A 25,567-nucleotide genomic window follows, 5' to 3' on the forward strand; every position below is an offset into this window, starting at 1 on the left:
GACCTAGCGTGTCGGCGTGACTGACACTTCAGCGAACAACACGTCCTGGGGCGACGGCTGGAGCCGTCGGGCCTTCCTGCGGTCCGCCGCCGTGCTGGCCGCCGTACCAATACTGCTGGCGGCCGACCCGGCCGAGGCCGCCGCCGAACTGCCGGGCTTCCCGGCGGAGGTCGCGCTGTACCGCTCGGCGTACCGCAACTGGGTGGGCGAGATCACCGCGGACGGGCTGTGGGCCTGTGCCCCGGCCGACGCCGGCCAGGTGCTCGCGGTCGTCGACTGGGCCTGGCGGAACAGCCGGCGGGTGCGTGCGCGGGGCGCCTCGCACGGCTGGTCGCCACTGACGATCACGGAGGGGACGGCGGCCGACGACCAGGTCCTGCTCGTGGACACCACGGCTCATCTCACGGGTCTCTCCCTGGAGTCCGGTTCGCTGGTGCGGGCCGGGACCGGAGTCACCCTGGAGGCCCTGCTCACCTTCCTGGAGGGCCACGGTCTCGGGCTCACGGCCGCGCCGGCGCCCGGCGATCTGACGCTCGGCGGCGCCCTGGCCGTCGACGCGCACGGGACCGCCGTACCGGCCGACGGCGAGGATCCGCTGCCCGGGCACACCTACGGCTCGCTGAGCAATCTGGTGGTGTCGCTGACCGCGGTGGTGTGGGACGAGGACGCGGGTGCGTACGTCCTGCGGACCTTCGGCCGGGACGAGGCGGACTGTGCGGCGCTGCTCACGCATCTGGGCCGGGCGCTGGTGACCGAGGTCGTGCTGCGGGTGGGGGCGAACAGCGACCTGCGGTGCGTGAGCCGGACCGACATCCCGGCCGGCGAACTGTTCGCGGCGCCGGGTTCCGGCGGGCGGACCCTCGACGGCTTCCTGACGCGGTCCGGGCGGGTCGAGGCGATCTGGTTCGCCTTCACCGAGTACCCGTGGCTGAAGGAGTGGAGCGTCGCGCCGGCCAAGCCGCTCACCTCGCGGCACGTCACCTCGCCGTACAACTACCCCTTCTCCGACAACGTCCCGACCGTGGTCGCCGACCTGGCGGGGCGGATGGTGTCCGACGCGGCGTGGTACCTCGCGCCGGTGCTGGGGAACGCGCAACTCGACGTCGCGGCGCTCGGGTTGGTGACGACGCTGTCCTCGGACCTCTGGGGGCCTTCGAAGAACACGCTCCTGTACATCAGGCCGACCACGCTGCGGATCAACGCGAACGGGTACGCGGTGCTGACGGAACGGGGCGAAGTGCAGCGAGTGGTGCACGAGTTCACCTCGTTCTACCGGGAACGGCTCACCGCGTACGCGGCGTCCGGGCGGTTCCCGGTGAACGGGTCGGTGGAGATCCGGGTGACGGGGCTGGACGAGCCGGGGGATGTGGGGGTGGCCGGGGCGCAGGTGCCGTCGCTGTCCGCGGTGCGGCCGCGCGACGGGGCCGACACGGCGGTGTGGCTGGACGTGCTGACGCTGCCGGGGACGCCGTACGCGGAGGCGTTTCTCCGGGAGTTGGAGAGGTTTCTCTTCGAGAGGTTCGAGGGGACTCGGGTGGAGTGGTCCAAGGGGTGGGCCTATACGGAGTCCGGTGTGTGGAGCGATGAGGAGGTGCTCGGGGCAAGGATTCCGGATTCGTTCGGGAGTGCGGTGTGGGATCGGGCGGTGGGGGTGCTGGATCGCCTTGATCCTCATCGGGTGTTCGGCAATGGGTTTTTGGATGGGGTGCTTGTGCGTCGTTGAGATCTGCGGGTTTGTGGGGGCTGGTCGCGCCCACGCGGCGGAGCCGCACGTTGATACAGCCCCGCGCCCCTGACGGGGCGCGTCAGCCGGCCGGCGATCAGAAGTAGTGGCCTTCTTCCAGATCAGCGATCAATCCCTGCTCTTCCGGCTGCCAGCCCAGGAGCTTGCGGGTGCGTTCGCTCGACGTCGGGTTGTCGGCTGCCGCCACCATGCCGAGCCAGCCGAAGTGGGACTGGGCCTCTTCGCCCGGGATGCTCTTCAGCGGTACGTCGAGACCCCGGCCGATCGCCGCCGCTATGTCCTTGAACGGGACCTCCTGGTCGGCCGCCGCGTGCAGGGCGGTGCCCGCGGGGGCCGATTCGAGGGCCAGGCGGAACAGGTGGGCGGCGTCGAGGCGGTGTACGGCGGGCCAGCGGTTGGTGCCGTCGCCGATGTAGGCGGCGACGCCGGTCCGGCGGGCGACGTCGATCAGGCGGGGGACGAAGCCCTGGTCGCCGCGGCCGTGGACGGTGGGGGCGAGGCGGAGCACGGAGCTGCGGACGCCGCGTGCGGCCAGGGCGAGCGCGGCGAGGTCCGCGGCGCTGCGGTGGACGGCCGCTGCCGGGGTGTCCTGCTCGGCCGCGACCCCGCCGTTCGGGGCGAGCATGAGGGTGCCCGAGGTGACGACGAAGGGCCGGTCCGAGCCGGCGAGGGCGGTGCCGACCGCCTCGATCACGCGGAGGTCGGTCGCCACGGGCCCGGTCATGTCGGGGAAGGAGTCGTGGTCGAAGGCGAGGTGGATCACGCCGTCGGTGCCGGCCGCCGCGCGTGCCAGGTCCTCGGGGTCGTCGAGGCTGCCGCGGTACACCTCGGCGCCCGCCGCCGTCAGGGCTTCGGCGGACTTGTCGGAGCGGGCGAGGGCGAGGACCCGATGACCGGCGCCGAGGAGTCCGGGGACGACGGCCGAGCCGATGAAGCCGCTGCCGCCGGTGACGAATACCCGCATGAGGGGTGCTCCTTCGAGGGATGGGGTGGTGTTCTCCATCGTTCGGCCGACGGGTGCCGCGCGTCCAAAGCCTGTTTCGTACTACGCAATGCCTCTGAGGCATGAGCGCAGGTCATTGTGCATATGCTGAAGACATGGCTGATGCGGCTCCCGCCCCCGACCTCGATCTGCGGATCGTCCGGTACTTCACCGTCGTCGCCGAGCAGCGGCACTTCGGGCGGGCCGCCGGTGCCCTGCACATCACGCAGCCGTCGCTGAGCCGGCAGATCCAGCGTCTGGAGCGGGTGCTGGGGGCGCGGCTCTTCGACCGCACCCCGCAGGGCGCGCGGCTCACCGAGGCCGGTGAGGTGTTCCTGCCGCGGGCCAAGGGACTGCTGCGGGCCGCGCGCGAGGCCGCGGCCGTCACCCGGGCCGCCGGGGAGCCCAGCCGGATCACCGTGGGGTACATCAACGGGATCTTCGTCACCCCGGCCGTGCGCGATCTGCGCTGCCGCTTCCCCGACGCCGAGGTGCGGACCCTGCACCTCGACTGGGGCGAGCCGCGCGAGGCCCTGCTGGCGGGACGGGTGGACGCGGTGGTGACGCGGCTGCCGCTGCGCACGGACGGGCTGCGGGTGACGGTCCTCTACGACGAGCCGCGGGTCCTGGTCGTACCGCTGGACCACCGGCTCGCCGGGAAGGAGTCGGTCACGCTCGACGACTTCGCCGACGAGCCGTTGCCCCGGGGCCAGGATCCGCTCTGGAACGCGTTCTGGCGTGTCGATCCCCGGCCGGACGGCAGCCCGGCGCCCGGCGGTCCGCTGATCGACGCGGTGGAGGACAAGTTCGAACACGTCGCCGCCGGGCAGGCGGTGGCGATCGTGCCCCGGGTGCCCGGCATGTCCCTGCGCCCCGACCTCACCGCCGTCCCGCTGCACGGCGTCGAGCCGAGCCATGTGGTGCTGGCGACCCGGGCCGGTGACAACAGCCGTCTGCTGGCCGCCCTCCGCCGGTCCGTCGAGGCGCTCCTGACCGCGCCGGAGCCCGGCTAGGGCGTCAACTGGGCCTGGACGGCCGGGCCGTAGCGGTCGGCGAGGTCGCTGACCGCCGAGTCGCGCAGCCGTGGGCCGCGGGCGATGCCGTACATCACGCCCAGGCCGATGAGCTGGGCGACGGCGAGTTCGGCGCGCAGGCCGGGGTCCGGGCCGGTGAGCCGGGCGGCGAGGACGTCGACCACGTGGGCGCGGAAGTTGGCGCGCAGCACGTCCCCGAGGTCGCCGTGCAGGGGTGCGAAGACGATCCGCAGCAGCGGGTCGGCGCCGCGGTCGCGCTGGCCCTCCAGGACGTAGCGGACCATGTGCGGGCCGAGGCGGTCCAGGGGCGCGTCGAGCAGGGCGGCCGCGTCGGCGTCGAAGGACATCACCCGGGCGAACAGGCCGTCCTTGTTGCCGAAGTACTTGAGGATCAGGGGCGGGCTGACCCCGGCGCGCTCGGCGACGTCCTTGAGGGTGATGTCGGCGTGCGCGTGCCGGGCGAGGAGATGGCGGGCGGCCTTGAGGATGGCCGTCCTGGTGGCCTCCGCGTCCCGGCGGGCGGGCGCGGCGGGGAGGTCCGGTGAGGTGCTCACGGCACTCATGCTCCCTCCAGCGCGTCGTCGCGCACGCCCTCGGCGCGGTCCTTGGCACGGGGGGCGTCGTCGGTGGCCCGGTCCTTGTCGCCGGGGATGGACAGGGCGGCGGCGCCGGCCGCGAGCGCGATGACGCAGGCCATCGCGAAGGCGAGGAGATAGCCGTGCAGGGTGGGGATCGCGGCGCCGCCGACGAGGCTGGTGTGGTGGGTGAGCACGGCGGCGACGGCGGCGCTGGAGGTGGCCTGGCCGATGGTGCGCATGAGGACGTTGACGCCGTTGGCGGAGGCGGTCTGGCTCGCCGGGACGGCCCGCAGGATCAGCGTGGGCAGCGCGGAGTAGGCGAGCGTGGTGCCGGTGGCGACGACGGTGGCGCCCAGGATGATCATCCAGAGGTCGCGGCTGTCGGCGATGCGTACGACGTAGCCGCAGGCGATGACGGCGGCGCCGAGGGCGAGGGTGATGCGCGGGCCGCGGGAGGCCGAGATCCGGGCGGAGACCGGCGAGAACAGCAGCATGGTGACGCCGCCGGGGAGCAGGCAGAGGCCGGTGGCGACGATGGACAGGCCCAGGCCGTACCCGGTGGCCTTCGGCGCCTGCACCAGCTGGGCGGTCACCAGGGAGTTGGCGTAGAAGGCGAACCCGGTGAGCAGGGCGGCGACATGGGACAGGCCGACCCGGGGCCGGGTGACGAGGTGCAGGTCGACCAGCGGCTGCTCGGTGCGCAGCTGCTGCCACCACCACAGGACCAGGACGAGGACCGCGGCGGCGAAGAGTCCGAGGACGCGCGGGCTGGACCAGCCCCACTGGCCGCCCTGGGAGACGCCGAGCAGCAGACAGGTCAGCCCGACGGCCAGCCCGAGCGCGCCGAGTACGTCGAACCGGCCGGACTCGCGCACGGGCGATTCCCGGACCGCCCACCAGACGGCCGCCACGCCGAGCGCGCCCAGGAGGCTGGTCAGCCAGAACATGGTGTGCCAGTCGTAGTACTGCACGACCAGCGCGGCCAGCGGCAGGCCCAGTGCGGCCCCGATGCCGACGGTGGAGCTCATCAGCGCCACCGCCGACCCCCGGCGCTCCGGCGGCAGTTCGTCGCGCAGGATGCTGATCGAGAGGGGGACGACGGAGGCGGCGGCGCCCTGGAGCGCGCGGGCGACGATGAGGACGGTGATGTCCGAGGAGAGCGCGCACATCACGGAGCCGACGGTCATCAGCGCGAGGGCTCCGGTGAGCACCCGGCGCTTGCCGTACATGTCACCGGCCCGGCCGAGCACCGGGGTGAGGACGGCTCCGGCGAGCAGGGTCGCGGTGACCGTCCAGGAGACGGTGCCGGCCGAGGAGTGGGTGAGCCGGGGCAGGTCGGGCAGCAGGGGGACGACCACCGTCTGCATGACGGCCATCAGGATGCCGCCGAAGGCCAGTACCGGGATGGTCAGCCGTTGCCGCAGCGGGCGCGGTGCGGCGGGCGAGCCCGAGGGGCCGGCTATCGGGACGGGCTGCTCCATCGGCACTCCTGCGGACGGCATGGATAAGTAGGTGAATATAAATTCACCCTACCGGGTGAATGACCTTTCACCTACCCGGTATGCCGCCGGACGGCCGCTACGACCGGGCGTGCAGGGCCCGCGCCGCCCGTGGCCCGAGCCACCGCTTGAACCGGCGCAGCACCTCCAGCCGCCCGGCCGCCTTGTCGATGCCGTAGTAGAGCTGCGGCGGCACATAGGGCAGCAGGGGCGAGTGACGCTGGCCGAGCAGGGCGAACATGCGGTGCGGGGGCAGGTCGATGTAGCGGGGCAGCTGCTCGTACCACTGGGCGCTGAGGCGGGCGGCGCTCTGGGCGGAGACCAGTTCGGCCTTGCGCCGCCGTTCGTAGGCGGCGAGCGCCTGGGGCACGGCGCCGTGTTCGCGCAGGGTGTCGGCGAGGCACATCGCGTCCTCCAGGGCGAGGGTGGTGCCGGCGCCGATGGAGTAGTGGGTGGTGTGGGCGGCGTCGCCGAGCAGGACGAGGTTGCCGTGGTGCCAGCTGCGGTTGGTGAGGGTGCGGAAGGCGGGCCAGGCCGCCGTGGCACCGCCGATCAGCGCGTGGCCGTCGAGGATGCGGGCGAACAGCTTCTCCAGCAGGGCCAGTTGATCGGCCCCGTCCATGGCGTCGAGACCGAGGCCGGCCAGGGTGTCCGGGGCGCACTCGATGACGCAGGTGCTGTGTTCGGCGTCGTACGGGTAGCCGTAGCACCAGACCCAGCCGTGCTCGGTCTCGACGAAGGCGAAGGTGAAGGAGTCGAAGACCCTGGTGGTGCCGAGCCACAGGTAGTGGTTGCGGCCCTCGGTGGCCTCGGTGCCGAAGTCGTCGGCGTGCCGGGTGCGCAGGGCGCTGTGGATGCCGTCGGCGGCGACGACGAGGTCGGCCTCGGGGAGGCGGTCGGGCGTGATCCCGTCCTCGAACTCCAGGCGCACGCCCAGGGACCGGGCGCGGTCGGCGAGGATCTCCAGGAGGCGGTGGCGGCCGATGCCGTGGCCCGGGTCGCCGGGCTGCCGCGTGATCCGGTCGCGGACGTGGGCGACGCCCTGGTGCCAGCGCACCGAGCTCTCCTCGATCGCGCGCGCCGACTCGGGGTCGAGCGCGTGCAGCCGGTCGAGCAGGGCGCGCCAGTAGGTGACGCCCCAGCCGTAGGTCGAGCCCTCGGGGTCGCGTTCGTGGACGGTGATGTCGTGGGACGGGTTTTGCCGCTTGAGCAGGATCGCGAGATACAGGCCGGCGGGCCCGCCTCCGACACAGACGACCTTCACGCACACACCCCTGGGTTTCACCGAACGTGGTCAATTGGCACCGCAGGGTAGCAGCGCGGGTGAGTCCGGCCGGGTTTTCGAATCGCGCCAGATTGACGCCGTGAGCCACGCCACCCGGACGGCGGACCGCCGCGAAAGATCGACGGAAACCTCCTCGCCAGAGCAAGGAATTACCCGTTCCGGCAGCGGTGAGCCCCCCACCGCGGCAAGATCATCTTCGTTCAATCTTGTATGACATGTAGTCAATTGTCCTGATCGTAGCCAACCCGATCCGGGCGATTTCTCCCGCTCCGGAACCGGCGGATAGGCATACGGGGTCATCACCCGCACCCACCACAGGAGCACCCGTATGCCCGAACTCACCCGCCGTCGCGCGCTCACCGGGGCGGCCGTCCTCGCCGCCGCGGTCGGCGCCCAGACCCTCGTCGCGCCCGGCGCCTCGGCGGCCGGCCACTCGCACGAGGGATCCCTCGAACCCTTCGACGAGGTCTACGGGGGCCGACGGATACAGGGCCACCCGGCCGGCATGGGCGGCATGGGCGGACACCACCACGGACACGGCGCCGGCTACGCGGTGTTCGTCGACGGGGTCGAGCTGCACGTGATGCGGAACGCCGACGGCAGCTGGATCAGCGTGGTCAGCCACTACGACCCGGTCGCCACCCCGCGCGCCGCCGCCCGCGCCGCGGTCGACGAGCTGCAGGGCGCCGCGCTGCTGCCGTTCCCCGCCAACTGACCGCCCCCGCAAGGACTTCCGGAGTTTCGAAGCACATGACCGTACGCAAGAACCAGGCCAGTCTGACCGCCGACGAGAAGCGGCGGTTCGTCGCCGCCGTCATCGAGCTGAAGCGCGACGGCCGTTACGACGACTTCGTGCGCACGCACAACGCCTTCATCATGTCCGACACCGACGACTCGGAGCGCACGGGCCACCGTTCACCGTCGTTCCTGCCCTGGCACCGCAGATTCCTGCTCGACTTCGAGCAGGCGCTGCAGGCGGTGGACCCCTCCGTCGCGCTCCCCTACTGGGACTGGAGCACCGACCGGACCGTCCGCGCCGCGCTGTGGGGCCCGGACTTCCTGGGCGGCACCGGGCGCAGCTCGGACGGCCGGGTGACGGACGGGCCGTTCGCCGCGTCCGGCGGGAACTGGCCGGTCAACGTCCGTGTGGACGGCCGTACTTACCTGCGCCGGGCGCTCGGGACGAGCGTGCGCGAGCTGCCCACCCGGGCCGAGGTCGACTCGGTGCTGAACATGGCGACGTATGACATGGCACCCTGGAACAGCGCCTCGGACGGCTTCCGGAACCACCTGGAGGGCTGGCGCGGGGTCAATCTGCACAACCGGGTCCATGTCTGGGTCGGCGGGCAGATGGCCACCGGGGTCTCCCCCAACGACCCGGTGTTCTGGCTGCACCACGCCTTCGTCGACAAGCTCTGGGCCGAGTGGCAGCGCCGGCATCCGCAGGCCGGGTACGTGCCGGGCGGCGGCACCGCGGACGTGGTGGACCTGGACGAGACGATGAAGCCGTGGAACGACGTGCGGCCGGCGGATCTGCTCGACCACACGCGGTTCTACACGTTCGACGTCTGAGCCGTCCGGTCAGGCCTCGGCCGTACGGCACTCCGGGTGGCCCCAGCCCTGCGCGTTCTTGGCGATGGTCTCGCCCGCCGCGTAGGAACGGCCGCACAGGCAGCGGCCGGGGAACTTCGCCTTGAGGGTGCGGGAGGAGGAGCCGTTCGCCGTCTTGCGGGGTGCCGCCTTGCGCCGCGGGGCCGAGGCCGCGGACGTCGGGGACGACGGCGGTTCCGGGGAGCCGAGGGCACTGCTCGCGGCCTCCTGGGCCGTCGCCGCCTGGCTGGCCGCCCGGTCGGCGAAGTCGTTCAGCGGGTCGCCGTCGACCTGGTGCGCGGGGACGTAGCGGAAGTCGACCGTGCGGCCGTCGAGGAGCGCGTCGATCCGGACCACGAGGTCCTGGTTGGCGACCGGCTTGCCCGCGGAGGTCTTCCAGCCGTTGCGCTTCCAGCCGGGCAGCCAGGTGGTGACCGCCTTCATCGCGTACTGCGAGTCCATCCGCACCTCAAGGGGCACGTCCGGGTCGGTGGCCGCCAGCAGCCGCTCCAGGGCGGTCAGTTCGGCCACGTTGTTGGTGGCCTTGCCGAGCGGCCCGGCCTCCCAGCGGGCCGCGGTCGCCGCGTCGTCGGACACCACCCAGGCCCAGCCGGCCGGTCCGGGGTTTCCCTTAGAAGCCCCGTCGCACGCGGCCACCACTCGTTCACGCATGGCCCCGATCATGCCACGGCCGGGCGCCCCGCCCGGCCGTGGCCCCGCGTCCGCCCTGGTCAGGCGTCCTTGACCTGCGGCATCTCACCCTCGGTGGTCGTGATGTCGATCACCGAGAAGTTGGCGCCCTGCGGGTCGCTGAGCGCCGCGAACCGGCCGAAGGGGCTGCTCATCGGGCCGAAGCGGAGGATCGCGCCGAGCTTGGTCGCCTTGGCGACGGCCTCGTCGCAGTCGGCGACGGTGAAGTAGACGTTGATGTACGAGGGCACCTCGGGCGGGAAGTCGTCGGTCATCCGCATCCGGCCGAGGACGGTCTGCTCGCCGAGGTCGAACATCCGGAAGTCGACGTTGTCGTCCTCGATCTGCTTGGCCGTGTAGGGGAAGACGGCGCCGAAGAAGGGGTCGGCCTTCTCCGGCTCACGGGTGAACACCTCGGCCCAGCAGTAGGCGCCGGGCACGGCCGTGGCCTCGAAGCCCTCGTGGACACCGCCCTGCCAGATGCCGAACACCGCGCCGCTGGGCTCCCGGGCCAGGCACATGGTGCCGAACTCGCCGACCTGCATCGGCTCCATCAGCACCTCGCCGCCGTTCTCCCGGATCCTCGCGGCGGTCGCCGTCGCGTCGGGCGAGGCGAAGTAGAGGCACCACTGCGACTGCCCCTCCTGGCCGGGCATGGGCGGTACGACGGCGGCGACGGCCTTGCCGTCCGCGTAGGCCTGGGTGTAGTTGCCGTACTCCGACGTCGACTCGCCGAACGTCCAGCCGAGGACCTCGCCGTAGAAGCTCTTGGCCCCCTCCAGGTCGCTGAACATCGCGTCGGCCCAACAGGGGGTTCCTTCAGGTTGTACCGCCATGGCCGCGACCCTTCCGATCGAGCGGATTCTCCCGCTTCCTCACGCTAGCCACCGGGCCGTCCGCCCGCGCGCCGAACGCCGGACTCCGGCGGACACTGGGGAGGGGACCGGCGGCCTTCGGCGGACGGGGCGCGAGATGGCGGACACGATGCGGGCGTGGTCGGTGGTGCGGCCCGGGATGGTCGAGGCGGATCTGCTCCGCCTCGTCGAGCGTCCGGTGCCGGTGCCCGGGGCGGACGAGCTGCTGGTCCGGGTGCGGGCCTGCGGGGTGTGCCGCACCGACCTGCATGTCACGGAGGGTGATCTGCCCGTGCACCGGGCCGGGGTGACCCCGGGACACGAGGTGGTGGGCGAGGTCGCGGGCGCGGGCGGCGCGGTCACCGGCTTCGCGGTCGGCGACCGGGTCGGGGTGGCCTGGCTGCGGCGCACGGACGGGACGTGCGGGTACTGCCTGCGGGACGCCGAGAACCTGTGCCCGCACTCGGAGTACACCGGCTGGGACGCCGACGGCGGGTACGCCGAGTACACGACGGTCCCGGCCGGCTTCGCCTATCGCCTGCCCGACGGCCTCGACGACCTGGCGCTCGCGCCGCTGCTGTGCGCCGGGATCATCGGGTACCGCGCGCTGCGCCGGGCCTCGCTCCCGCCGGGCGGGCGGCTCGGGCTGTACGGCTTCGGGGGCAGCGCCCATCTGTGCGCGCAGGTGGCGCTCGCGGAGGGCGCGCGGGTCCATGTGCTGACCCGGGGTGCCGAGGCCCGGCGGCTCGCCCTGGAACTGGGCGCTGACTCGGCACGGGACGCCTACGAGGTGCCGCCCGAACCACTGGACAGCGCGATCCTGTTCGCGCCGGTCGGCGATCTGGTCCCGGTCGCGCTGCGTGCCCTGGACCGGGGCGGGGTGCTGGCGGTCGCGGGCATCCACCTCAGCGACGTACCCCCATTGAATTACGAACGCGAACTGTTTTACGAACGTGAGCTGCGGAGTGTCACCTCGAACACCCGTGCCGACGGGCGGGAGTTCCTGGCGCTCGCCGAGCGGTACGACCTCCGCGCGACCACCCACGCCTACCCGCTCTCGGAGGCACCGAAGGCCCTGCGGGACCTCAAGGAGGGCCACTTCGACGGGGCTGCGGTGCTGGTGAACGACCTGTCCTGAGTCCAACCCCGCGCCCGCCCGGGCACGAGAGCGAGCCACCGGCGCGCGATCTCGCGCCGCGCCCCTTTCCGCACCGGACCACGGGTTTGCGCAACTCGGGCAAATATCCGCCCCGTTCGCGCCGTACCCGGAGATCACCGGGGCTGTTTGGCTTGTCGGTGCGCATCACCACCTCGCACCCCACCGACCTTCCGGGTCACCGTCGTTCACCTCGTAGCTGGAGGGAAAGTGTCCACACCGGACAGCGTCATCGGTTCCGCCGTCGACGAGCCCGAGCCGGATCCCACCACCGACCGGCAGCTCACCAGTCTGAGCACCCGGGCGGCACGTCAGCTCGCCACGACCACCAAGTCCGAACCGCAGATGCAGGCCATCACCTCACGATGGCTGCTCAAGACACTGCCGTGGGTGGACGTCAAGGGCGGCACCTACCGGGTGAACCGGCGCCTCCAACTGCGCACCGGGCGCGGCCGGGTGAGCTTCGAGCAGAACGGCGGGAACGACATCCGGGTCATCCCGCAGACCCTCACCGAACTGCCCGTCCTGCGCGGCTACGACGACCTGGACGCGCTCACCGAGATCGCCGGCCGCTTCCGGGCCCGCGAAGTGCGGGCCGGCCAGGTGCTGTTCGAGGCGGGCCAGCCGGTCACCGAGACCTACCTGGTGGTGCACGGCCGGTTCACCCGGTACGCGGCCGGCAAGTACGGCGAGGAGGAGGTCGTCGGCGTCATCACCGACGGCGACCAGATGGGCGACGAGGCGGTCGGCCAGACCGACCCGCTGTGGCTGACCTCGGTCCGGGCGGAGACCCCGGGCGTGGTGCTGGCGCTGCCCTGGTCGGTCGTCGAGGAGGTGATGGACCGGGTCCCCTCGCTGGGCGCCCACCTCCAGGCGTATGTGGACCGGCAGCGGCTGCCGATGAACCGCAAGGGCGAGGCCGAGGTCCCGGTGCAGGCCGGCCACAGCGGCGAACCGACCCTGCGGGGCGGCTTCGTGGACTACGAACTCGCGCCGCGCGAGTACGAGTTGTCCATCACCCAGACCGTGCTGCGGGTGCACACCCGGGTCGCCGACCTCTACAACCATCCGATGGACCAGACCCAGCAGCAGCTGCGCCTCACGGTCGAGGAGATCCGCGAGCGCCAGGAGTGGGAGCTGGTCAACAACCGCGAGTTCGGGCTGCTGCACAACATCGACTACGGGCAGCGGATCAGCTCCTTCACCGGACCGCCGACCCCGGACGACATGGACGAGCTGATCTCCATGCGCCGCAAGACCAAGGTGCTGCTGGCCCATCCCAAGGCGATCGCGGCGTTCTTCCGGCAGTGCAACCGGCGCGGCCTGGTGCCCGGTACGGCGAACGTGGACGGGCACGAGATCCCCGCCTGGCGCGGGGTCCCGATCTATCCGTGCAGCAAGATCCCGATCAGCGACGAGCACACCAGCAGCATCATCGCGCTGCGCACCGGCGAGGGCGACCAGGGCGTCGTCGGCCTCTACCAGACCGGTATCCCGGAGGAGTTCCAGCCCGGCCTCAACGTCCGCTTCATGGGCATCAACGAGCAGGCCGTCATCAACTACCTGGTCACCGCCTACTACTCGCTCGCCATCCTGGTCCCCGACGCGGCCGGGATCCTGGAGAACGTCCAGCTCGGCCGCACCGCCGACTGACGGCCTGGAGCACATCCATGACCACGACCACCACCTCCTACGTCCTGCCCGGGCCGCCGAACATCGCGGAGCGCCTGCGCCCGGCCCGGCGCACCGGCGCGGTCCCCGGACTGCACTACCGGCCGGCCGTGCCCGCCGACCCCGAGAAGGCCGCCGAACTCGACCGCCGGCTCGAGGCCTGGGCCCGGGAGCTCGACCTGTTCCCGGAGTCCTGGAAGGGGGACTTCTCGGACTTCCAGTTCGGCCGGGCCGTCGTCCTGCAGCATCCGGGCGGGCTCGACCTGGACCGGCTCACCGCCGCCGGCAAGCTGCTGCTCGCCGAGAACATCGTGGACTCCTGCTACTGCGAGGAGGACGAGGGGCGGGGCGGCTCGCGGCGCGGGCTCGGCGGCCCGCTGATCATCGCCCAGTCGGCGCTCGACCCGTACCACGGCATCCCGGAGATCGAGGAGGAGTGGCGCGAGGGCATCGCGGCCGACGGTCCACTGCGCTCCTACCACTTCGCGCTCTCCGGCTTCGCCGAGTTCGCCACGCCGAGCCAGACCGACCGGTTCGTGCACGACATGGCCCGGCTGCACCTCGGCTATCTCGGCGAGGCGGCCTGGATGGAGACCGGGTACACGCCGCGGGTCTGGGAGTACCTGGTGATGCGGCAGTACAACAACTTCCGGCCCTGTCTGTCGATCGTCGACGCGGTGGACGGCTACGAACTGCCCGAGCAGCTCTACGCCCGTCCGGAGATCCAGCGGATCACCGCCCTGGCCTGCAACGCCACCACGATCGTCAACGACCTGTACTCCTTCACCAAGGAGCTGGCCAGCGACCCGGATCACCTCAACCTGCCCCAGGTGGTGGCGGCCAACGACCGGCGGGGGCTGAAGGCGGCCTATCTGAAGTCCGTCGACATCCACAACCGGATCATGGCGGCCTTCGAGGAGGAGTCGGCCACCCTGGCCGCCGGCTCCCCGCTCGTCGCGCGCTACGCCGAGAGCCTGGCCGCGTGGGTCGCCGGCAATCACGAGTGGCACGCCACCAACACCAACCGCTACCACCTGCCGGACTACTGGTAGCCCCTCAGCCACATCCGAAACACCGTCAGAAACACTTCGAGGAGAACCTGTTGACCACCGCCCCTGTCGCCCGGAAGAAGACCACCACGTCAGCCCCGGTGCCGACCCAGTCCAGGTACCAGAACCGCGTCGCGGACTACTGGAATGCCGAGGAGAACCCGGTCAACCTCGAACTCGGAAAGATCGACGACCTGTACCACCACCACTACGGCATCGGTGAGGCCGACTGGTCGGTGCTCGACGAGACCGACCCCGAGCTGCGCAAGGAGCGCGTCACCGGCGAACTGCACCGTCTGGAGCACGCCCAGGCCGAAGTGCTGGCCGGTCACCTCGGCCCGCTGACCCCGGCCGACCGGGTCTTCGACGCCGGCTGCGGCCGGGGCGGCGGCAGCATCGTGGCGAACCTGCGCTACGGCTGCCAGGCCGACGGGGTCACCATCTCCGCCAAGCAGCACGAGTTCGCCAACGACATGGCCCGTAAGCGGGAGGTCGGCGACAAGGTCCGCTACCATCACCGGAACATGCTGGACACCGGCTTCGAGACGGGCGCGTACGCGGCCTCGTGGAACAACGAGTCCACGATGTACGTCGAACTGGAGCTGCTGTTCGCCGAGCACGCCCGGCTGCTGCGCCGCGGCGGCCGCTATGTCACGATCACCGGCTGCTACAACGACACCTACGGTCGCGCCTCGCGCGAGGTGTCCCTGATCAACGCGCACTACATCTGCGACATCCACCCGCGCTCGGAGTACTTCCGGGCGATGGCGAAGAACCGGCTGGTGCCGGTCCATGTGGAGGACCTCACCCAGGCCACCATCCCCTACTGGGAGCTGCGCAAGCAGGCCGAGCACCTGGTGACCGGCATCGAGGACGCGTTCCTCACCGCCTACAAGAACGGCAGCTTCCAGTACCTGCTGATCGTGGCCGACCGGGTCTGACCCGGCGGGGTCCGCGTGCGGGGCGGTGTCCGGACACCGCCCCGCGTCCGTGTGCGGTCACTCGCCCGCGTACGCCTTCTTCAGCGCGGCGATGTCGAGCTTGCCCATGGCGTACATCGCCCGGGTGGTACGCGCCGCCTTCTCCGGGTCGGCGTCGCCGATCATCTCGATCAGGCCGTCGGGGACGACCTGCCAGGACAGGCCGAACCGGTCCTTGAGCCAGCCGCAGGGGCCGGCTTCGCCGCCGTTCTCGGTGAGCTTGGCCCAGTAGTGGTCGACCTCCTCCTGTCCGTCGCAGTAGATCTGGAAGGAGATCGCCTCGCTGAACTTGAACTGCGGGCCGCCGTTGATGGCGACGAACTTCTGCCCGTTGGCCGTGAAGTCGACGGCCAGCACGGAACCCGGCTCGCCCGGTCCGGCCTCGTTGTACCGGCCGACCTTCCCGACGCTGGAGTTCTTGAAGATCGACGCATAGTAGTGGGCGGCCTCCTCGGCCTGGCCGTCGAACCAGAGACACGTGGTGAATCCGTCGGTGGTCATGGGCACCTCCTGGGGCGGGGAACGCGGTCATGTGTACCGACCGCCGCACGGCCGGAAACTCATCGGTGGCCCGCCTACGATCCCGACCACGACCTCATCGCCGGACCTCCGTCCCTTCCGCGTCTCGATCCCGCAGAGCGACCTCGACGATCTCCACGACCGCCTGGACCGCACCCGGTGGGCGCGCCGAACCGGCGTCAGGCGGCCAGGCACAGTCCGTTGTAGGGCCTCGGCACGGGGCGGGCGGTGGTGGTCCTGCGGGCGAACTCGGTCTGGACCCGGGACAGCAGAGTTCCCAGGTCGAGGCCGAGGGCGTGGGCGGCGGCCGCGAGGACCTCCGAGGAGGCCTCCTTGCGGCCCCGCTCGACCTCCGACAGGTACGGCAGGGAGATCCGGGCGGTGTCGGCGACATCCTTGAGGGTGCGTTCCTGAGTCAGTCGTTCGCGCCGCAGGACGTCTCCGACCAGGTCGCGCCAGAGCGGCTCCCTGGGGTCGGCGGACGGCTCCTGCGGACGCAGCGGAAGGACGGGGGCGTGGTTCGGCGGTTGGCTGCTCACCCCCTCAGCCTAAAAGCAGTGGCCCACGCGGGAGGGAGATCGGCATTCTCCCCCGCATGGAAGCGCATGAGTTCAGCGGAGAACGGCAGGAACTGCGGGTCACCTTCGACGAGGACGCCGAACTGTACGAGCGGGCGCGGCCCCGCTATCCCCCTTCTCTCGTGGCGGAGCTGGGCCGGGTCATCGGCGCCGCTCCCGGAGTCCGCGTGCTGGAGATCGCCCCGGGCACCGGCCAGCTGACCGTCGACCTGGCCGGGTCCGGCTGTGCGGTGACCGCCGTGGAGATGGGTCCGTCGATGGCCGCCGTCGCCCGCCGGCGCCTGGCGGGGTTCCCGGAGGTGGAGGTCGTCACCGCCGTCTTCGAGGAGTGGGAGCTGCCGCCGGAGCCGTTCGACGCGGTGGTGTGCGCGACCGCGTTCCACTGGATCGACCCGGCGCTCCGGGTCACGAAGCCGGCCCGGGCGCTGCGCCCCGGCGGGCTGCTCGCCGTCGTCACCACCCACCATGTGGCGGGCGGCACCGAGGACTTCTTCGCCGACGTCCAGGAGTGCTACGAACGATGGGATCCGGCCACACCACCCGGGCTGCGCCCGTCCCCCGAGTCCGCCGTCGCGACCGACACGGCCGAGTTCGCCGGCTCCCCGTACTTCACGGACGTCACGGTGCACGGCCACGCCCAGGAGATCACCTACCGCACCCGCGCCTACCTGGACGTCCTGCTCACCTACTCGAACCACCGCGCACTCCCCGAACCGGCCCGCGCCGGGCTGCTCGCCGACATCCGGCGGCTCATCGACTCCCGCTACGACGGAGTCGTCACCAAGCGCTACTGGCACGAGCTGATCACGGCCGTACGCGTCGGGGAGACCGGCGGCTGAGCCGCTGATTTTCCGCCACGCATGCGGACGGGACGCATGCGTGGCGTCACCCCGGGTACCCGACCGTCAAGCACGCATGGGATGTCCGGTTCCGGGTACCCGACCCAGGGGCGAAACCCTGGAGAGGGCCGGAACGACAGGCCGAAGAGGCAGCCGCCGAACCGTGACTTGGGAGAGGGAAATGGAAACCGCCGGGATCCGGTCGGAAGCAGTGGTCACCGCGCACACCGCGGAAGAGCTGACAGCGGAGGGAGCCCTGCCCGGAATCGAGGACCCGAAGTCCGTGGCCCCGCGCGACGCGCGGGAGTTGTCCCGGCAGTTCTTCCGCCGGCTGGCCGAGGTGGAGGAAGGAACCCCGGAGTACCAGTACGCCCGGAACACGCTCATCGAGATGAACATGTCGCTGGTGCGGTTCGCGGCCGGACGGTTCCGCAACCGGGGCGACGACATGGAGGACATCGTCCAGACCGGGATGATCGGCCTGATCAAGGCCATCGACCGGTTCGAGCTGTCGCGCGAGGTCGAGTTCACCTCCTTCGCGCTCCCGTACATCGTGGGCGAGATCAAGCGGTTCTTCCGGGACACCACCTGGGCGGTGCACGTGCCGCGCCGGCTCCAGGAGCTGCGCGTCGAGCTGGCCAAGGCCCGCGAGGAGCTGTCCAGCCGGCTGGACCGGGAACCGAGCGTCGTCGAACTGGCCACGCTGATGAACCTGTCCGAGGACGAGGTGGTCGAGGGCCAGCTGGCGTCCAACGGCTACAACTCCTCCTCCCTGGACGCGGCCCTGACCGGGGACGGGCCCGAGGACGGCGAGTCCGTGCTCGCCGACTTCATCGGCGTCGAGGAAGAGGGACTGCGGCTGGTGGAGGACTTCCAGTCGCTGGCCCCGCTCATGGCCGAACTCAGCGAACGCGACCGGGAGATCATCCATCTGCGGTTCGTGGAGGAAGCCACCCAGGCGGAGATCGGCGAGCGCCTCGGCTGCTCCCAGATGCATGTCTCCCGGCTGATCAAGCGGATCATCACACGCCTGCGTCAGGGGATGCTGGGCGAACTCGGCTGCGCCTGACGGCAGGACTCCGGGCGCTGCCCCACACCGGCGCGTGGGGCGGCGCCCGTGGTGTCCGCGAGGGCCGGTGAAGCGGGAAGAGGGAAGCGGTCAGTGCGGGAAGTGGTCAGTGCGGGAAGCGCACCAGGGCCCGCACCCGCTTGCCGACCGGCACCCGCTCGGCGCTGACCTCGGCGGCCAGGGCGTGCACGATCTCCAGGCCGTGCCGGCCGACCCGCTCGGGGTCCCTGGGGAAGCGGCGGGGCAGCGCGGCGCTGCTGTCGTACACGGAGACCAGGACCGCGCTGTCCGTGCCCTCCAGTTCGAGGATGTACGGGCCGTTGCTGTGCCGGTCGGCGTTGGTGACCAGTTCGCTCACCACGAGGAGCAGCTCTCCGTCGGCCCGGGGGTCGATCGCGGCGCACCACTCGGTCCTGAGCTGCTCCAGGAAGCGGGCCGCGAAATCCCGCGCCTCCGCTATGCAGCCGGGTTCGCCCGTGTAGTGCGCCGCCCGCCGCAGCGGCTCCACGGGTACGTCGAAGCCAGTCGGTATCACTGCCCCGCCCAGGTGTTCGGTCATGCGTGTCTCTCTCGGAGGCCGGTACGGCCGGTCGCTGTTGCATCCATGCTCGTACCCCGAGTGCGGTCGGGCAGTCCCGGGAGATGTTCGCCGATCGCGCACAAGAACGTCGCGCTTCTCACACCGGCGGGGACGCGGGGGCCGAGCCGGGCGGGACCACCGGGGATTCGGGGGCGGCGGAGGACACCGCGGACTCGGGACCGGGCGACGCCGGGGACGGCGGCCCCTCGGAGCGCGGCACCTCGGACTTCGGGGACTCCGGAGACTTCGGGGACTCCGGCGGCTTCAGGGGCTCCGGGGATTTCGACCCCGGCCCCGGCTCGGTCGCCGGCGATTCGGACCCCGGGGACTCGCTCTTCGGCGACTCGGTCTTCGGCGACTCGGTCTTGGGCGACTCGGTCTTCGGGGACTCCGCCGAAGGGCCCTGCGACGAAGGCGGCACGGAGGACGGCGGCATCGAGGACGGCGGCTGGGACGAGGGCGGCTTCGAGGACGGCGGCGGTGAGGACGGGGAGTGCGAGTTCGCCGACGGAGGCTTCGAGGACGGCGAGTGCGACGAGGGCGGCGACGAGCCGGTGCCGGGGCTGGACGGCCGCGAGGGGCCGGTGGAGGCCGGCGGGTACATGGGGTTCGGGTCGGCCGGAGGCCTGGTGCGGTGGTCCTGGTGCCCGGTGTGGTCGCCCCGGTGGCGGCCGAACCAGTCGTCGTGCCGGTGGTCGAAGATGACGAAGACGTTGACGACCTGCGCGGCGGGCGCGACGACGACCACGTTCCCGGGCCGGTACGCGGGCCAGGCGGCGCCGGTGGTCCGGGGGGTGGTCCGCTGGGCGACCGGCGGGGTCAGCGGGTTGCCGCAGGCGCACCGCACCCGGGGCACGCCGTGCCCGTCGACCATGACGGCGGTACCGGCCTGGAGGACCGACTGGTAGGTCGTCGCGCCGCCGTCGCGGTAGCCGTGGGCGGTGACCCGGGTGTCCGCGCGCAGCTGCACGGGGGTGAGCGAGCGCAGGTAGGCGGGGACGCCGGAGGGCTGGACGCCGACCTGCGAGGCGAACGCCCTGTTGCGCGAGGGCGAGGCCTGGAAGTACTTGATCTGCTGCTCGACGTCGCAGCTGCCGCTGTTCTGGGTGCCGCTGTACAGGCCGGGCGCCGCGCCGCTCACCCCGCGCACCTCGTTCGCCGGGGCCCCCGAGACCACCGACGCGGACGGGGCGGGGGACTCCGAGGTCACGGAGCTCTTCACCGCGGTGGACTCGGTGAACGGGTCCTGGCCGGCGCTGTTGGCGGCCTGGAGGAAGACCTCGCCGCGCTTGCCGGTGCCGCTGCCCGCACGGGTGAGGACCACGGCGAGGACGGCGGCGACCACCACGGCGGTGGTGAGCATGGCGATCCGGGGAGCGGACCGCCACCACGGCTGGTGCGGCCGTCCGTCCTCGCCGCCTCCGCCGGTGGGCGGCTGCGAGGGGGGTCCGGCCGGTGGTCCTGAGGGCCCGGACAGCGGGCCGGAGGGAGGCCCCGTGGGGCGGCCGGATGACGGCGGTTGGACGCTCACGCGCTCATCTCCCCGTTGCGATAAACGGCATTTGCAAAAAATGCCTCATTTGATGCACAACGAGCCCAATGTGCGCCGGTCCCGTAGCGTCCGCAAGCGGACGCGGACGGCTCACCCGGCGGGCGGGGTGTCCGGCCGTTGCCTAGCGTGACAGCGTGAGCCCCCGAATCGCCTCCGAGCGGCCGGTGGCCGAGTCGGCCGCCCGCCTCGTGGCCCGGCACGGCTGGCCACTGGCCCTGTCCGTGGTCCTGGCCGCGACGGTCGCCATGGCCGCGGTGGCCGCCGGGGGGCTGTGGGCGGCGGGCGCGACGGACCTGCCGAAGGGCGCGTTCGGGCCGGTGGTGCTCGCGACCGTGGTGACGGCGGTCGGCGGCACGGTGGAGCTGTCGGGGAACGCGGGGGAACTGGCCCGGACGAACGCCGGGCTGACCGCCGTACCCCTGTCGGTGACGCTGGTCGGGGCGCTCGTGGTGGCCGGGGGCTTCCTGCGGCCGCTGCGGCATCGGGCGGTGGCCGGTGCCCGGGAGCTGGCCGGGTGGGCGGCGCGGCTGGCGGTGCTGTGGCTGCTCGCGCTGATCGGCCTCGCTCTCGGCGCCCGGCACACCTTCACGGTGAACGTGGGCACCGGCGCCCTCGGTGACGTCACCGACCTCCTCGACGCCTCGCCGAGGGTGGGCTTCACCACGGACGTGCCGCTGACCGTCGGGTTCGGGCTGCTCTGGCTGGCCGGGATCCTGCTGCTGGCGCTGCTGGTCTCGCGCGGGGCGCCGCTGCCCGGGCGGCTGCTGCGCTTCCAGGCGTCGGTGCGCCCGGCGGCGTACGCGATGGTCGTGCTCGTCCTGGCGTACGTGGCGCTGGCGCTGGTGATCGCCCTGGTCACGATGGTGACGCGCGGGCAGGCCAGGGAGACCCTCGCGCTGATCCTGCTCGGGCTGCCCAACCTGGCGTGGCTGGCCCTTACCGTGGGTCTCGGCGCGACCTGGGACGGCCGAGTCGACGGCCCGTTCGGTCTGCCGGTGCCGAAGGTGCTCGCGGAGGTGCTGCGCACCCCGGACGTCTCCACCCTGAACGTGCGCACCCTGGCGGCCCACGACGGCAGGGCGTGGTGGCTGGTCGGGGTGGCCGCGGTGCTGCTGCTGGCGGCCGCCCTCGTGATGGTGGTGCGCTCCCCCGCCCGCATGCGCCCCTGGCAGCACGCGCTGCATCTGGCGATCGCCCTCGCACTCACCATGCTGACGCTCTGCCTGACCGTCCGAGTCTCCGCCCACTACGGCCTCTCGTTGCTCGGCCTCGGCGACCTGGGCGGCGGCCTGTCGGGCGAGGTGCTGCTGCGGCCGCGCCTGTGGTCGGCGGTGGGGCTGGGCGCGCTCTGGGGTCTGGTCGCCGGGTTCGTGGGCGCGCCGGCGGCCCGGCGGGTGCGCCGGCGGGGCGAGGTGGCCGCCTAGCGGTCCCGCAGGACGGGTGCCGCCCAGGGCGGCGGGCGGGTGACCGACCGCCGTTCCCCGGGCGTGTCGGCCGGCGCCGGCGCGGCGGCGGGTGTGACGGCCGGTGTGGCGGTGCGCAGGGCGGTGACGAAGGCGAGGCAGGAGCCGTAGCGGTCGGCGGGGGACTTGGCGAGGGCCTTCGCGAGGACCTGGTCCACGGCCGGGCCGAGGTCGGGGCGGCCCGGGGTGAGCGCGGGCGGCTCGTCGTACTGGTGGGCCCGGAGCACGGCCATGTCGTCGTCGCGCACGAAGGGCGGACGGCCCGTCAGGGTCTCGTGGACGACGCAGGCGAGGCCGTACTCGTCGCAGCGGCCGTCCACCGGGCGGCCCGCGATCTGCTCGGGCGCCACGTAGTCGAGGGTGCCGACCAGCTGGCCGACGGAGGTGAGGCCGGTCAGGGACAGGGATTTCTTGGTGAGGCCGAAGTCGGTGAGGTAGACGTGCTCGGGGTGGTCGCTGTCGGGGCCCCGGGCGACCAGGATGTTGCCGGGCTTGACGTCCCGGTGGACCAGGCCGTGGTCGTGGGCCGCGTCCAGCGCGGACGCCACCTGGGCGGCGATCCGCACGGCCGCCGCGAACGGCAGCGGGCCCTTGCGGTCCAGGAGTTGACGCAGGTCGCAGCCGTCGACGCAGCGCATGGCGATGTACAGGACACCGTCGGCCTCGCCCGCCTCGTAGACCGGCACGATGTGCGGGTGGTCGATGGCGGCGGCCGCCCGGGACTCGTGGATGAAGCGCCGGCGGAAGGTGTCGTCGCGGACGAGTTCGGGGGTGAGCAGCTTCAGTGCCACCGTGCGGTCCAGGCGCGGGTCGTGGGCGCGGTACACGACGGCCATGCCGCCGCGGCCGAGCCGGCTCCCGATCCGGTAGCCGGCGATCTCCTGGCCGGTCAGGTCGGCGAGCGCCTGCGCGCCGCCGGTCATCAGCGCTCTCCGCCGGGGGTGACCACCCGGGTCGGGTAGTGGCCGGGGCCGTCGCTGCCCGGCTCGGCCCGGTCGGTGACGTACGTGGTCAGCCGTCGTCCGTCGCCGTACAGCCAGCGGCCCTCGGCGGGGTCGTACAGCCACACGGACTCCCCGTCGACCACCACGCCGATGCGCAGCCCGTGGGTGCGGTCCCGGAAGGACTCGCCGTCCAGGGCGCCGCCCGCCAGCTCCTCGACGGCGGCGTTGTAGTCGGCCAGGGCCCGTTCGGCGCGGGCCAGCAGCGGACGCGGGTCGGTGGCCTCGGTGGACGGGCCGCCGGTGAGGGGCGGGTCGTGGGGTACGGCGACGAGGTAGCGGCCGTCGACCCAGGCGGCCCAGCCGTTGGCGCAGCTGATGTGCGCCCAGTCGCCGCGCCGCTCCACCAGTTGCACCGGGAGCAGCGGGTCCAGGGGCACCGTGGGCCGGGCGGGGTCGGGGGCCTCCCAGGCGGGCATGCCGTCGGCCGGGACGACGTGGGTGGGCCGGAATCCTGGCGTCGTCGTCATCGCCTCGCCTACTTTCGCATCACGGCCGGTTCGTGCCGGCGCAGCAGCCGGGACAGCACCAGGCCGAAGCCGGCCGACAGCACCACCAGCATCACCATGTTGCGCAGCCAGACGCCCGCCGAATGCCGGAAGAACGGGTCGGCGGTGAGGGTGCCGGGGACGATCCGGTGCAGTTCGACGGTGCCGGCCATGGCGCCGAGCGCCCACCGCGAGGGCACCAGCCAGGCGAGCTGTTCGAGGCCGGGCACGCCGTCGAGTTTCAGCAGGGTCCCGCAGAAGACGACCTGCACGACGGTGAGCAGCACCAGCAGTGGCATGGTCACCTCCTCCTTGCGGACCAGCGCGGAGATCAGCAGGCCCAGCATCATCGCGGTGAAGGAGAGCACGGCCACGGCGACGGTGATCTCCAGCAGGGGCGGCATCAGCACCCCTCGGCCCCCGGGCGCGTTGAGGTCGACGCCGGCCAGGCCGACCTGGGTGAGCACGATCGCCTGGAGCACGGTGATGGCGCCGAGGACGACGACCTTCGACATCACATAGGCCGATCTGGGCAGGCCGACGGCTCTCTCGCGCTGGTAGATGACCCGCTCCTTGACCAGCTCGCGCACCGCGTTGGCCGCGCCGGTGAGCACCCCGCCCACGCACAGGGTGAGCAGCGCGTTGGTCGCGGTGTCGAAGGTGAGCTTGTTGCCGGCGACGGCCCGGGCCATCGCGCCCATCACGAACGGCAGTCCGATCATGATGGCGAGGAAGGTCCGGTCGGCGAGGAGCGCGGCGGTGTAGCGGCGGACCAGGGTCGAGAACTGGGCGCCCCAGCTGCGCGGGCGCGGCGGCGGGGCCGGGGCGAGGGGCCCGCTGCGCGCCACCACCGGCTGCGTGCTGGAGTTCACGATGTACTTCCGGTGGAACGACGAGTCGCGGTACTCCCCCGCCCAGTCCCGGCCGGTGTCCCGCTCGAACGCCTCGAAGGCCTCGGGCCACTCGTCGAACCCGAAGAAGCCGAGGGCCTCGCCGGGCGGTCCGAAGTAGGCGGTCCGCCCGCCCGGCGCGAGGACCAGGAGGCGGTCGCACACGTCGAGGCTGAGCACGCTGTGCGTGACGACGATGACGGTACGGCCGTCGTCGGCGAGGCCGCGCAGCATGTTCATCACCGAGCGGTCCATGCCGGGGTCCAGTCCGGAGGTCGGTTCGTCGAGGAAGAGCAGCGACGGCTTGGTCAGCAGTTCCAGGGCGACGCTGACCCGCTTGCGCTGTCCGCCGGAGAGGCTGTGCACGGGCTGCTCGGCGCGCTGTTCCAGGCCCAGTTCCCGGATGACCTCCTCGACCCGTTCCCGGCGTTCGGCCTTGGCGGTGTCCTCGGGGAAGCGGAGTTCGGCGGCGTAGGTGAGGGCGCTGCGGACGGTGAGCTGGACGTGCAGGATGTCGTCCTGCGGGACCAGGCCGATGCGCTGGCGCAGTTCGGCGTAGTCGCGGTAGAGGTCGCGGCCGTCGTAGAGGACGGTGCCGTGCTCGGCGGGGCGCTGCCCGGTGAGGGCGCCGAGCAGCGTGGACTTGCCGGCGCCGCTCGGGCCGACCACGGCGAGCAGGCACTTCTCGCCCACCGGGAAGGAGACGTGGTCCAGCAGGATCTTGCGGCCGCGGTCGACGGCGACGGTCAGGTCCTGGACGTCGAGGGAGACCTCGCCGGTGTCGACGTACTCCTGGAGCCGGCCGTCCACCAGGCAGAACGCCGAGTGGCCGATGCCGACGACGTCCCGGGGGCCGAGCGGGGCGCGGGTGACGGTGCGGCCGTTGAGGTAGGTGCCGTTGTGGCTGTTCAGGTCGACGATCTCGTAGCCGCCGTCGGGGTGGGCGCGCAGTTCCGCGTGGTGGCGGGAGACGACGAGGTCGTCGACGACGACGTCGTTGTCGAGGGCGCGGCCGATGCGGACCGTGCCGGCCTGGAGCGGCCGTACCGAGGACGGCTGCCGGAAGGTGCCGGTCCGGCTGGGCATCGAGACGACGGAGGGGCGGTCCGGGGCGGGCGGTGCGCGGCCCACCAGGACGGCGCTCGGGCCGTCGGCGGGGCTGCCGAAGCGGATGACCGTGCCGGCGCCGACCTCCCATTCCCGGACGCGGCGGCCGTCGGCGTAGGTGCCGTTGGTGCTGTCCTCGTCCTCAAGGGTCCAGTGGCCGTCGGCGGGCCGGAGCACCGCGTGGTGCCACGAGACCCGGGCATCGTCGATGACGATGTCGCTGTACGGGTCGCGCCCGACGTGGTAATCGCGGCCCGGGCTCATCACCGTGGAGCCCGTGTCGGTCTCCAGGACGAGTTCGGGCGCCGTCGAGGCGACCGGCCGCTCCACCATGGCCAGAATTCTACCGATCTGACCTCTTATGTGCCT

The 25,567-nt window shown here is 72.2% G+C and carries 23 protein-coding genes and 1 pseudogene; 11 read left to right on the forward strand and 13 right to left on the reverse strand.

The window, feature by feature from the left end; all coding sequences use genetic code 11:
* Positions 1 to 16 precede the first annotated feature (16 nt).
* Positions 17 to 1,723 (forward strand): cholesterol oxidase substrate-binding domain-containing protein, encoded by a 1,707-nt coding sequence (locus tag ACIPSJ_RS47280; protein WP_401355781.1) that lies wholly within the window; start codon positions 17 to 19, stop codon positions 1,721 to 1,723.
* Between the two features lie 97 nt (positions 1,724 to 1,820).
* On the opposite strand, the gene ACIPSJ_RS47285 is transcribed toward ACIPSJ_RS47280, so the two are convergent.
* Positions 1,821 to 2,708, reverse strand: coding sequence for an SDR family oxidoreductase (locus ACIPSJ_RS47285; RefSeq protein ID WP_401355783.1), 888 nt, complete (start codon positions 2,706 to 2,708; stop codon positions 1,821 to 1,823).
* Positions 2,709 to 2,842: 134 nt separating this feature from the next.
* Here ACIPSJ_RS47285 and ACIPSJ_RS47290 point away from each other — a divergent pair, with 134 nt between their 5' ends.
* A complete protein-coding gene (locus ACIPSJ_RS47290) occupies positions 2,843 to 3,739 on the forward strand; it encodes a LysR family transcriptional regulator (RefSeq protein WP_401355785.1) in 897 nt (298 codons plus the stop codon).
* Here the strand turns inward: ACIPSJ_RS47290 and ACIPSJ_RS47295 are convergent.
* The 3 genes from ACIPSJ_RS47295 to ACIPSJ_RS47305 form a co-directional block, all read right to left on the reverse strand.
* A complete protein-coding gene (locus ACIPSJ_RS47295) occupies positions 3,736 to 4,323 on the reverse strand; it encodes a TetR family transcriptional regulator (RefSeq protein WP_401355787.1) in 588 nt (195 codons plus the stop codon). The two genes, ACIPSJ_RS47290 and ACIPSJ_RS47295, sit on opposite strands and share 4 nt — an antisense overlap.
* A complete protein-coding gene (locus tag ACIPSJ_RS47300; protein ID WP_401355790.1) occupies positions 4,320 to 5,819 on the reverse strand; it encodes an MFS transporter in 1,500 nt (499 codons plus the stop codon). Before ACIPSJ_RS47300 ends, ACIPSJ_RS47295 begins: the two co-directional genes overlap by 4 nt.
* Before the next feature lie 97 nt (positions 5,820 to 5,916).
* Positions 5,917 to 7,107, reverse strand: coding sequence for an FAD-dependent monooxygenase (locus tag ACIPSJ_RS47305; protein ID WP_401356038.1), 1,191 nt, complete (start codon positions 7,105 to 7,107; stop codon positions 5,917 to 5,919).
* A gap of 343 nt (positions 7,108 to 7,450) precedes the next feature.
* On the opposite strand from ACIPSJ_RS47305, the gene ACIPSJ_RS47310 reads away from it, so the two are divergent.
* Both ACIPSJ_RS47310 and ACIPSJ_RS47315 read left to right on the forward strand, forming a co-directional pair.
* Positions 7,451 to 7,837, forward strand: coding sequence for a tyrosinase cofactor (locus ACIPSJ_RS47310; RefSeq protein ID WP_401355793.1), 387 nt, complete (start codon positions 7,451 to 7,453; stop codon positions 7,835 to 7,837).
* 35 nt (positions 7,838 to 7,872) lie between these two features.
* Complete coding sequence (locus ACIPSJ_RS47315; protein ID WP_359213243.1) at positions 7,873 to 8,694, forward strand: tyrosinase family protein; 822 nt, start codon at positions 7,873 to 7,875, stop codon at positions 8,692 to 8,694.
* A 9-nt stretch (positions 8,695 to 8,703) separates the two neighbouring features.
* On the opposite strand, the gene ACIPSJ_RS47320 is transcribed toward ACIPSJ_RS47315, so the two are convergent.
* Positions 8,704 to 9,396 (reverse strand): ribonuclease H, encoded by a 693-nt coding sequence (locus ACIPSJ_RS47320; RefSeq protein WP_401355796.1) that lies wholly within the window; start codon positions 9,394 to 9,396, stop codon positions 8,704 to 8,706.
* Between the two features lie 47 nt (positions 9,397 to 9,443).
* The gene (locus tag ACIPSJ_RS47325) at positions 9,444 to 10,238 is read right to left on the reverse strand and encodes a VOC family protein (RefSeq protein WP_401355797.1); all 795 of its coding nucleotides are present in this window, start codon (positions 10,236 to 10,238) and stop codon (positions 9,444 to 9,446) included.
* Positions 10,239 to 10,386: 148 nt separating this feature from the next.
* Between ACIPSJ_RS47325 and ACIPSJ_RS47330 the strand changes: the two genes are divergently transcribed.
* The 4 genes from ACIPSJ_RS47330 to ACIPSJ_RS47345 all read left to right on the forward strand — a co-directional run bounded on the left by ACIPSJ_RS47330 (position 10,387) and on the right by ACIPSJ_RS47345 (position 15,073).
* Entirely contained in the window at positions 10,387 to 11,394 is a 1,008-nt protein-coding gene (locus ACIPSJ_RS47330; protein WP_401356041.1) for a zinc-binding alcohol dehydrogenase family protein, read from the forward strand.
* 228 nt (positions 11,395 to 11,622) lie between these two features.
* Positions 11,623 to 13,065, forward strand: a complete 1,443-nt coding sequence (locus ACIPSJ_RS47335) for a family 2B encapsulin nanocompartment shell protein (RefSeq protein WP_401355798.1) — start codon at positions 11,623 to 11,625, stop codon at positions 13,063 to 13,065.
* A gap of 17 nt (positions 13,066 to 13,082) precedes the next feature.
* Positions 13,083 to 14,135 carry a family 2 encapsulin nanocompartment cargo protein terpene cyclase gene (locus ACIPSJ_RS47340; RefSeq protein ID WP_401355801.1) on the forward strand — a complete coding sequence of 351 codons (1,053 nt, stop codon included), beginning with the start codon at positions 13,083 to 13,085 and terminating at the stop codon, positions 14,133 to 14,135.
* Between the two features lie 50 nt (positions 14,136 to 14,185).
* Positions 14,186 to 15,073: a geranyl diphosphate 2-C-methyltransferase gene (locus tag ACIPSJ_RS47345; RefSeq protein ID WP_401355803.1), complete on the forward strand. Its 888-nt coding sequence runs from the start codon at positions 14,186 to 14,188 to the stop codon at positions 15,071 to 15,073.
* Positions 15,074 to 15,130: 57 nt separating this feature from the next.
* Here the strand turns inward: ACIPSJ_RS47345 and ACIPSJ_RS47350 are convergent, their stop codons facing one another.
* Together ACIPSJ_RS47350 and ACIPSJ_RS47355 are read right to left on the reverse strand one after the other, a co-directional pair.
* Positions 15,131 to 15,613, reverse strand: a complete 483-nt coding sequence (locus ACIPSJ_RS47350) for a VOC family protein (protein ID WP_401355805.1) — start codon at positions 15,611 to 15,613, stop codon at positions 15,131 to 15,133.
* A gap of 197 nt (positions 15,614 to 15,810) precedes the next feature.
* A complete protein-coding gene (locus ACIPSJ_RS47355; protein ID WP_359213261.1) occupies positions 15,811 to 16,170 on the reverse strand; it encodes a helix-turn-helix transcriptional regulator in 360 nt (119 codons plus the stop codon).
* 56 nt (positions 16,171 to 16,226) lie between these two features.
* Between ACIPSJ_RS47355 and ACIPSJ_RS47360 the strand changes: the two genes are divergently transcribed.
* Positions 16,227 to 17,048 carry a class I SAM-dependent methyltransferase gene (locus ACIPSJ_RS47360; RefSeq protein ID WP_401355807.1) on the forward strand — a complete coding sequence of 274 codons (822 nt, stop codon included), beginning with the start codon at positions 16,227 to 16,229 and terminating at the stop codon, positions 17,046 to 17,048.
* 181 nt (positions 17,049 to 17,229) lie between these two features.
* Positions 17,230 to 18,117, forward strand: coding sequence for an RNA polymerase sigma factor SigF (locus ACIPSJ_RS47365; RefSeq protein ID WP_355720213.1), 888 nt, complete (start codon positions 17,230 to 17,232; stop codon positions 18,115 to 18,117).
* A 106-nt stretch (positions 18,118 to 18,223) separates the two neighbouring features.
* Here the strand turns inward: ACIPSJ_RS47365 and ACIPSJ_RS47370 are convergent, their stop codons facing one another.
* Positions 18,224 to 18,676 carry an ATP-binding protein gene (locus tag ACIPSJ_RS47370; RefSeq protein WP_359213269.1) on the reverse strand — a complete coding sequence of 151 codons (453 nt, stop codon included), beginning with the start codon at positions 18,674 to 18,676 and terminating at the stop codon, positions 18,224 to 18,226.
* A 352-nt stretch (positions 18,677 to 19,028) separates the two neighbouring features.
* Positions 19,029 to 20,228, reverse strand: a pseudogene (locus ACIPSJ_RS47375) (DUF6777 domain-containing protein); the annotation flags it as partial.
* A 155-nt stretch (positions 20,229 to 20,383) separates the two neighbouring features.
* Between ACIPSJ_RS47375 and ACIPSJ_RS47380 the strand changes: the two are divergent.
* Complete coding sequence (locus tag ACIPSJ_RS47380; protein WP_401355811.1) at positions 20,384 to 21,673, forward strand: streptophobe family protein; 1,290 nt, start codon at positions 20,384 to 20,386, stop codon at positions 21,671 to 21,673.
* On the opposite strand, the gene ACIPSJ_RS47385 is transcribed toward ACIPSJ_RS47380, so the two are convergent.
* From ACIPSJ_RS47385 to ACIPSJ_RS47395, 3 genes are read right to left on the reverse strand one after another with little or no spacing between them, the layout of a single operon-like run.
* Entirely contained in the window at positions 21,670 to 22,635 is a 966-nt protein-coding gene (locus ACIPSJ_RS47385) for a serine/threonine-protein kinase (RefSeq protein ID WP_401355814.1), read from the reverse strand. The two genes, ACIPSJ_RS47380 and ACIPSJ_RS47385, sit on opposite strands and share 4 nt — an antisense overlap.
* Complete coding sequence (locus ACIPSJ_RS47390) at positions 22,635 to 23,183, reverse strand: hypothetical protein (RefSeq protein ID WP_359213278.1); 549 nt, start codon at positions 23,181 to 23,183, stop codon at positions 22,635 to 22,637. The genes ACIPSJ_RS47385 and ACIPSJ_RS47390 overlap by 1 nt, the downstream gene beginning before the upstream one ends.
* A gap of 8 nt (positions 23,184 to 23,191) precedes the next feature.
* Positions 23,192 to 25,531 carry an FHA domain-containing protein gene (locus ACIPSJ_RS47395; RefSeq protein ID WP_359213281.1) on the reverse strand — a complete coding sequence of 780 codons (2,340 nt, stop codon included), beginning with the start codon at positions 25,529 to 25,531 and terminating at the stop codon, positions 23,192 to 23,194.
* Between the last annotated feature and the right edge of the window lie 36 nt (positions 25,532 to 25,567).

The organism is Streptomyces sp. NPDC090088 (assembly GCF_044747345.1).
GTDB lineage: Bacteria > Actinomycetota > Actinomycetes > Streptomycetales > Streptomycetaceae > Streptomyces.

What these genes read in the sequence shown, in the direction of transcription:
- ACIPSJ_RS47285 (WP_401355783.1), bottom strand. Translation starts at nt 2,708, where the DNA reads ATGCGGGTATTCGTCACCGGCGGCAGCGGCTTCATCGGCTCGGCCGTC.
- ACIPSJ_RS47290 (WP_401355785.1), top strand. Translation starts at nt 2,843, where the DNA reads ATGGCTGATGCGGCTCCCGCCCCCGACCTCGATCTGCGGATCGTCCGG.
- ACIPSJ_RS47295 (WP_401355787.1), bottom strand. Translation starts at nt 4,323, where the DNA reads ATGAGTGCCGTGAGCACCTCACCGGACCTCCCCGCCGCGCCCGCCCGC.
- ACIPSJ_RS47300 (WP_401355790.1), bottom strand. Translation starts at nt 5,819, where the DNA reads ATGGAGCAGCCCGTCCCGATAGCCGGCCCCTCGGGCTCGCCCGCCGCA.
- ACIPSJ_RS47310 (WP_401355793.1), top strand. Translation starts at nt 7,451, where the DNA reads ATGCCCGAACTCACCCGCCGTCGCGCGCTCACCGGGGCGGCCGTCCTC.
- ACIPSJ_RS47315 (WP_359213243.1), top strand. Translation starts at nt 7,873, where the DNA reads ATGACCGTACGCAAGAACCAGGCCAGTCTGACCGCCGACGAGAAGCGG.
- ACIPSJ_RS47320 (WP_401355796.1), bottom strand. Translation starts at nt 9,396, where the DNA reads ATGATCGGGGCCATGCGTGAACGAGTGGTGGCCGCGTGCGACGGGGCT.
- ACIPSJ_RS47325 (WP_401355797.1), bottom strand. Translation starts at nt 10,238, where the DNA reads ATGGCGGTACAACCTGAAGGAACCCCCTGTTGGGCCGACGCGATGTTC.
- ACIPSJ_RS47330 (WP_401356041.1), top strand. Translation starts at nt 10,387, where the DNA reads ATGCGGGCGTGGTCGGTGGTGCGGCCCGGGATGGTCGAGGCGGATCTG.
- ACIPSJ_RS47340 (WP_401355801.1), top strand. Translation starts at nt 13,083, where the DNA reads ATGACCACGACCACCACCTCCTACGTCCTGCCCGGGCCGCCGAACATC.
- ACIPSJ_RS47350 (WP_401355805.1), bottom strand. Translation starts at nt 15,613, where the DNA reads ATGACCACCGACGGATTCACCACGTGTCTCTGGTTCGACGGCCAGGCC.
- ACIPSJ_RS47360 (WP_401355807.1), top strand. Translation starts at nt 16,227, where the DNA reads ATGGAAGCGCATGAGTTCAGCGGAGAACGGCAGGAACTGCGGGTCACC.
- ACIPSJ_RS47365 (WP_355720213.1), top strand. Translation starts at nt 17,230, where the DNA reads ATGGAAACCGCCGGGATCCGGTCGGAAGCAGTGGTCACCGCGCACACC.
- ACIPSJ_RS47370 (WP_359213269.1), bottom strand. Translation starts at nt 18,676, where the DNA reads ATGACCGAACACCTGGGCGGGGCAGTGATACCGACTGGCTTCGACGTA.
- ACIPSJ_RS47385 (WP_401355814.1), bottom strand. Translation starts at nt 22,635, where the DNA reads ATGACCGGCGGCGCGCAGGCGCTCGCCGACCTGACCGGCCAGGAGATC.
- ACIPSJ_RS47390 (WP_359213278.1), bottom strand. Translation starts at nt 23,183, where the DNA reads ATGACGACGACGCCAGGATTCCGGCCCACCCACGTCGTCCCGGCCGAC.
- ACIPSJ_RS47395 (WP_359213281.1), bottom strand. Translation starts at nt 25,531, where the DNA reads ATGGTGGAGCGGCCGGTCGCCTCGACGGCGCCCGAACTCGTCCTGGAG.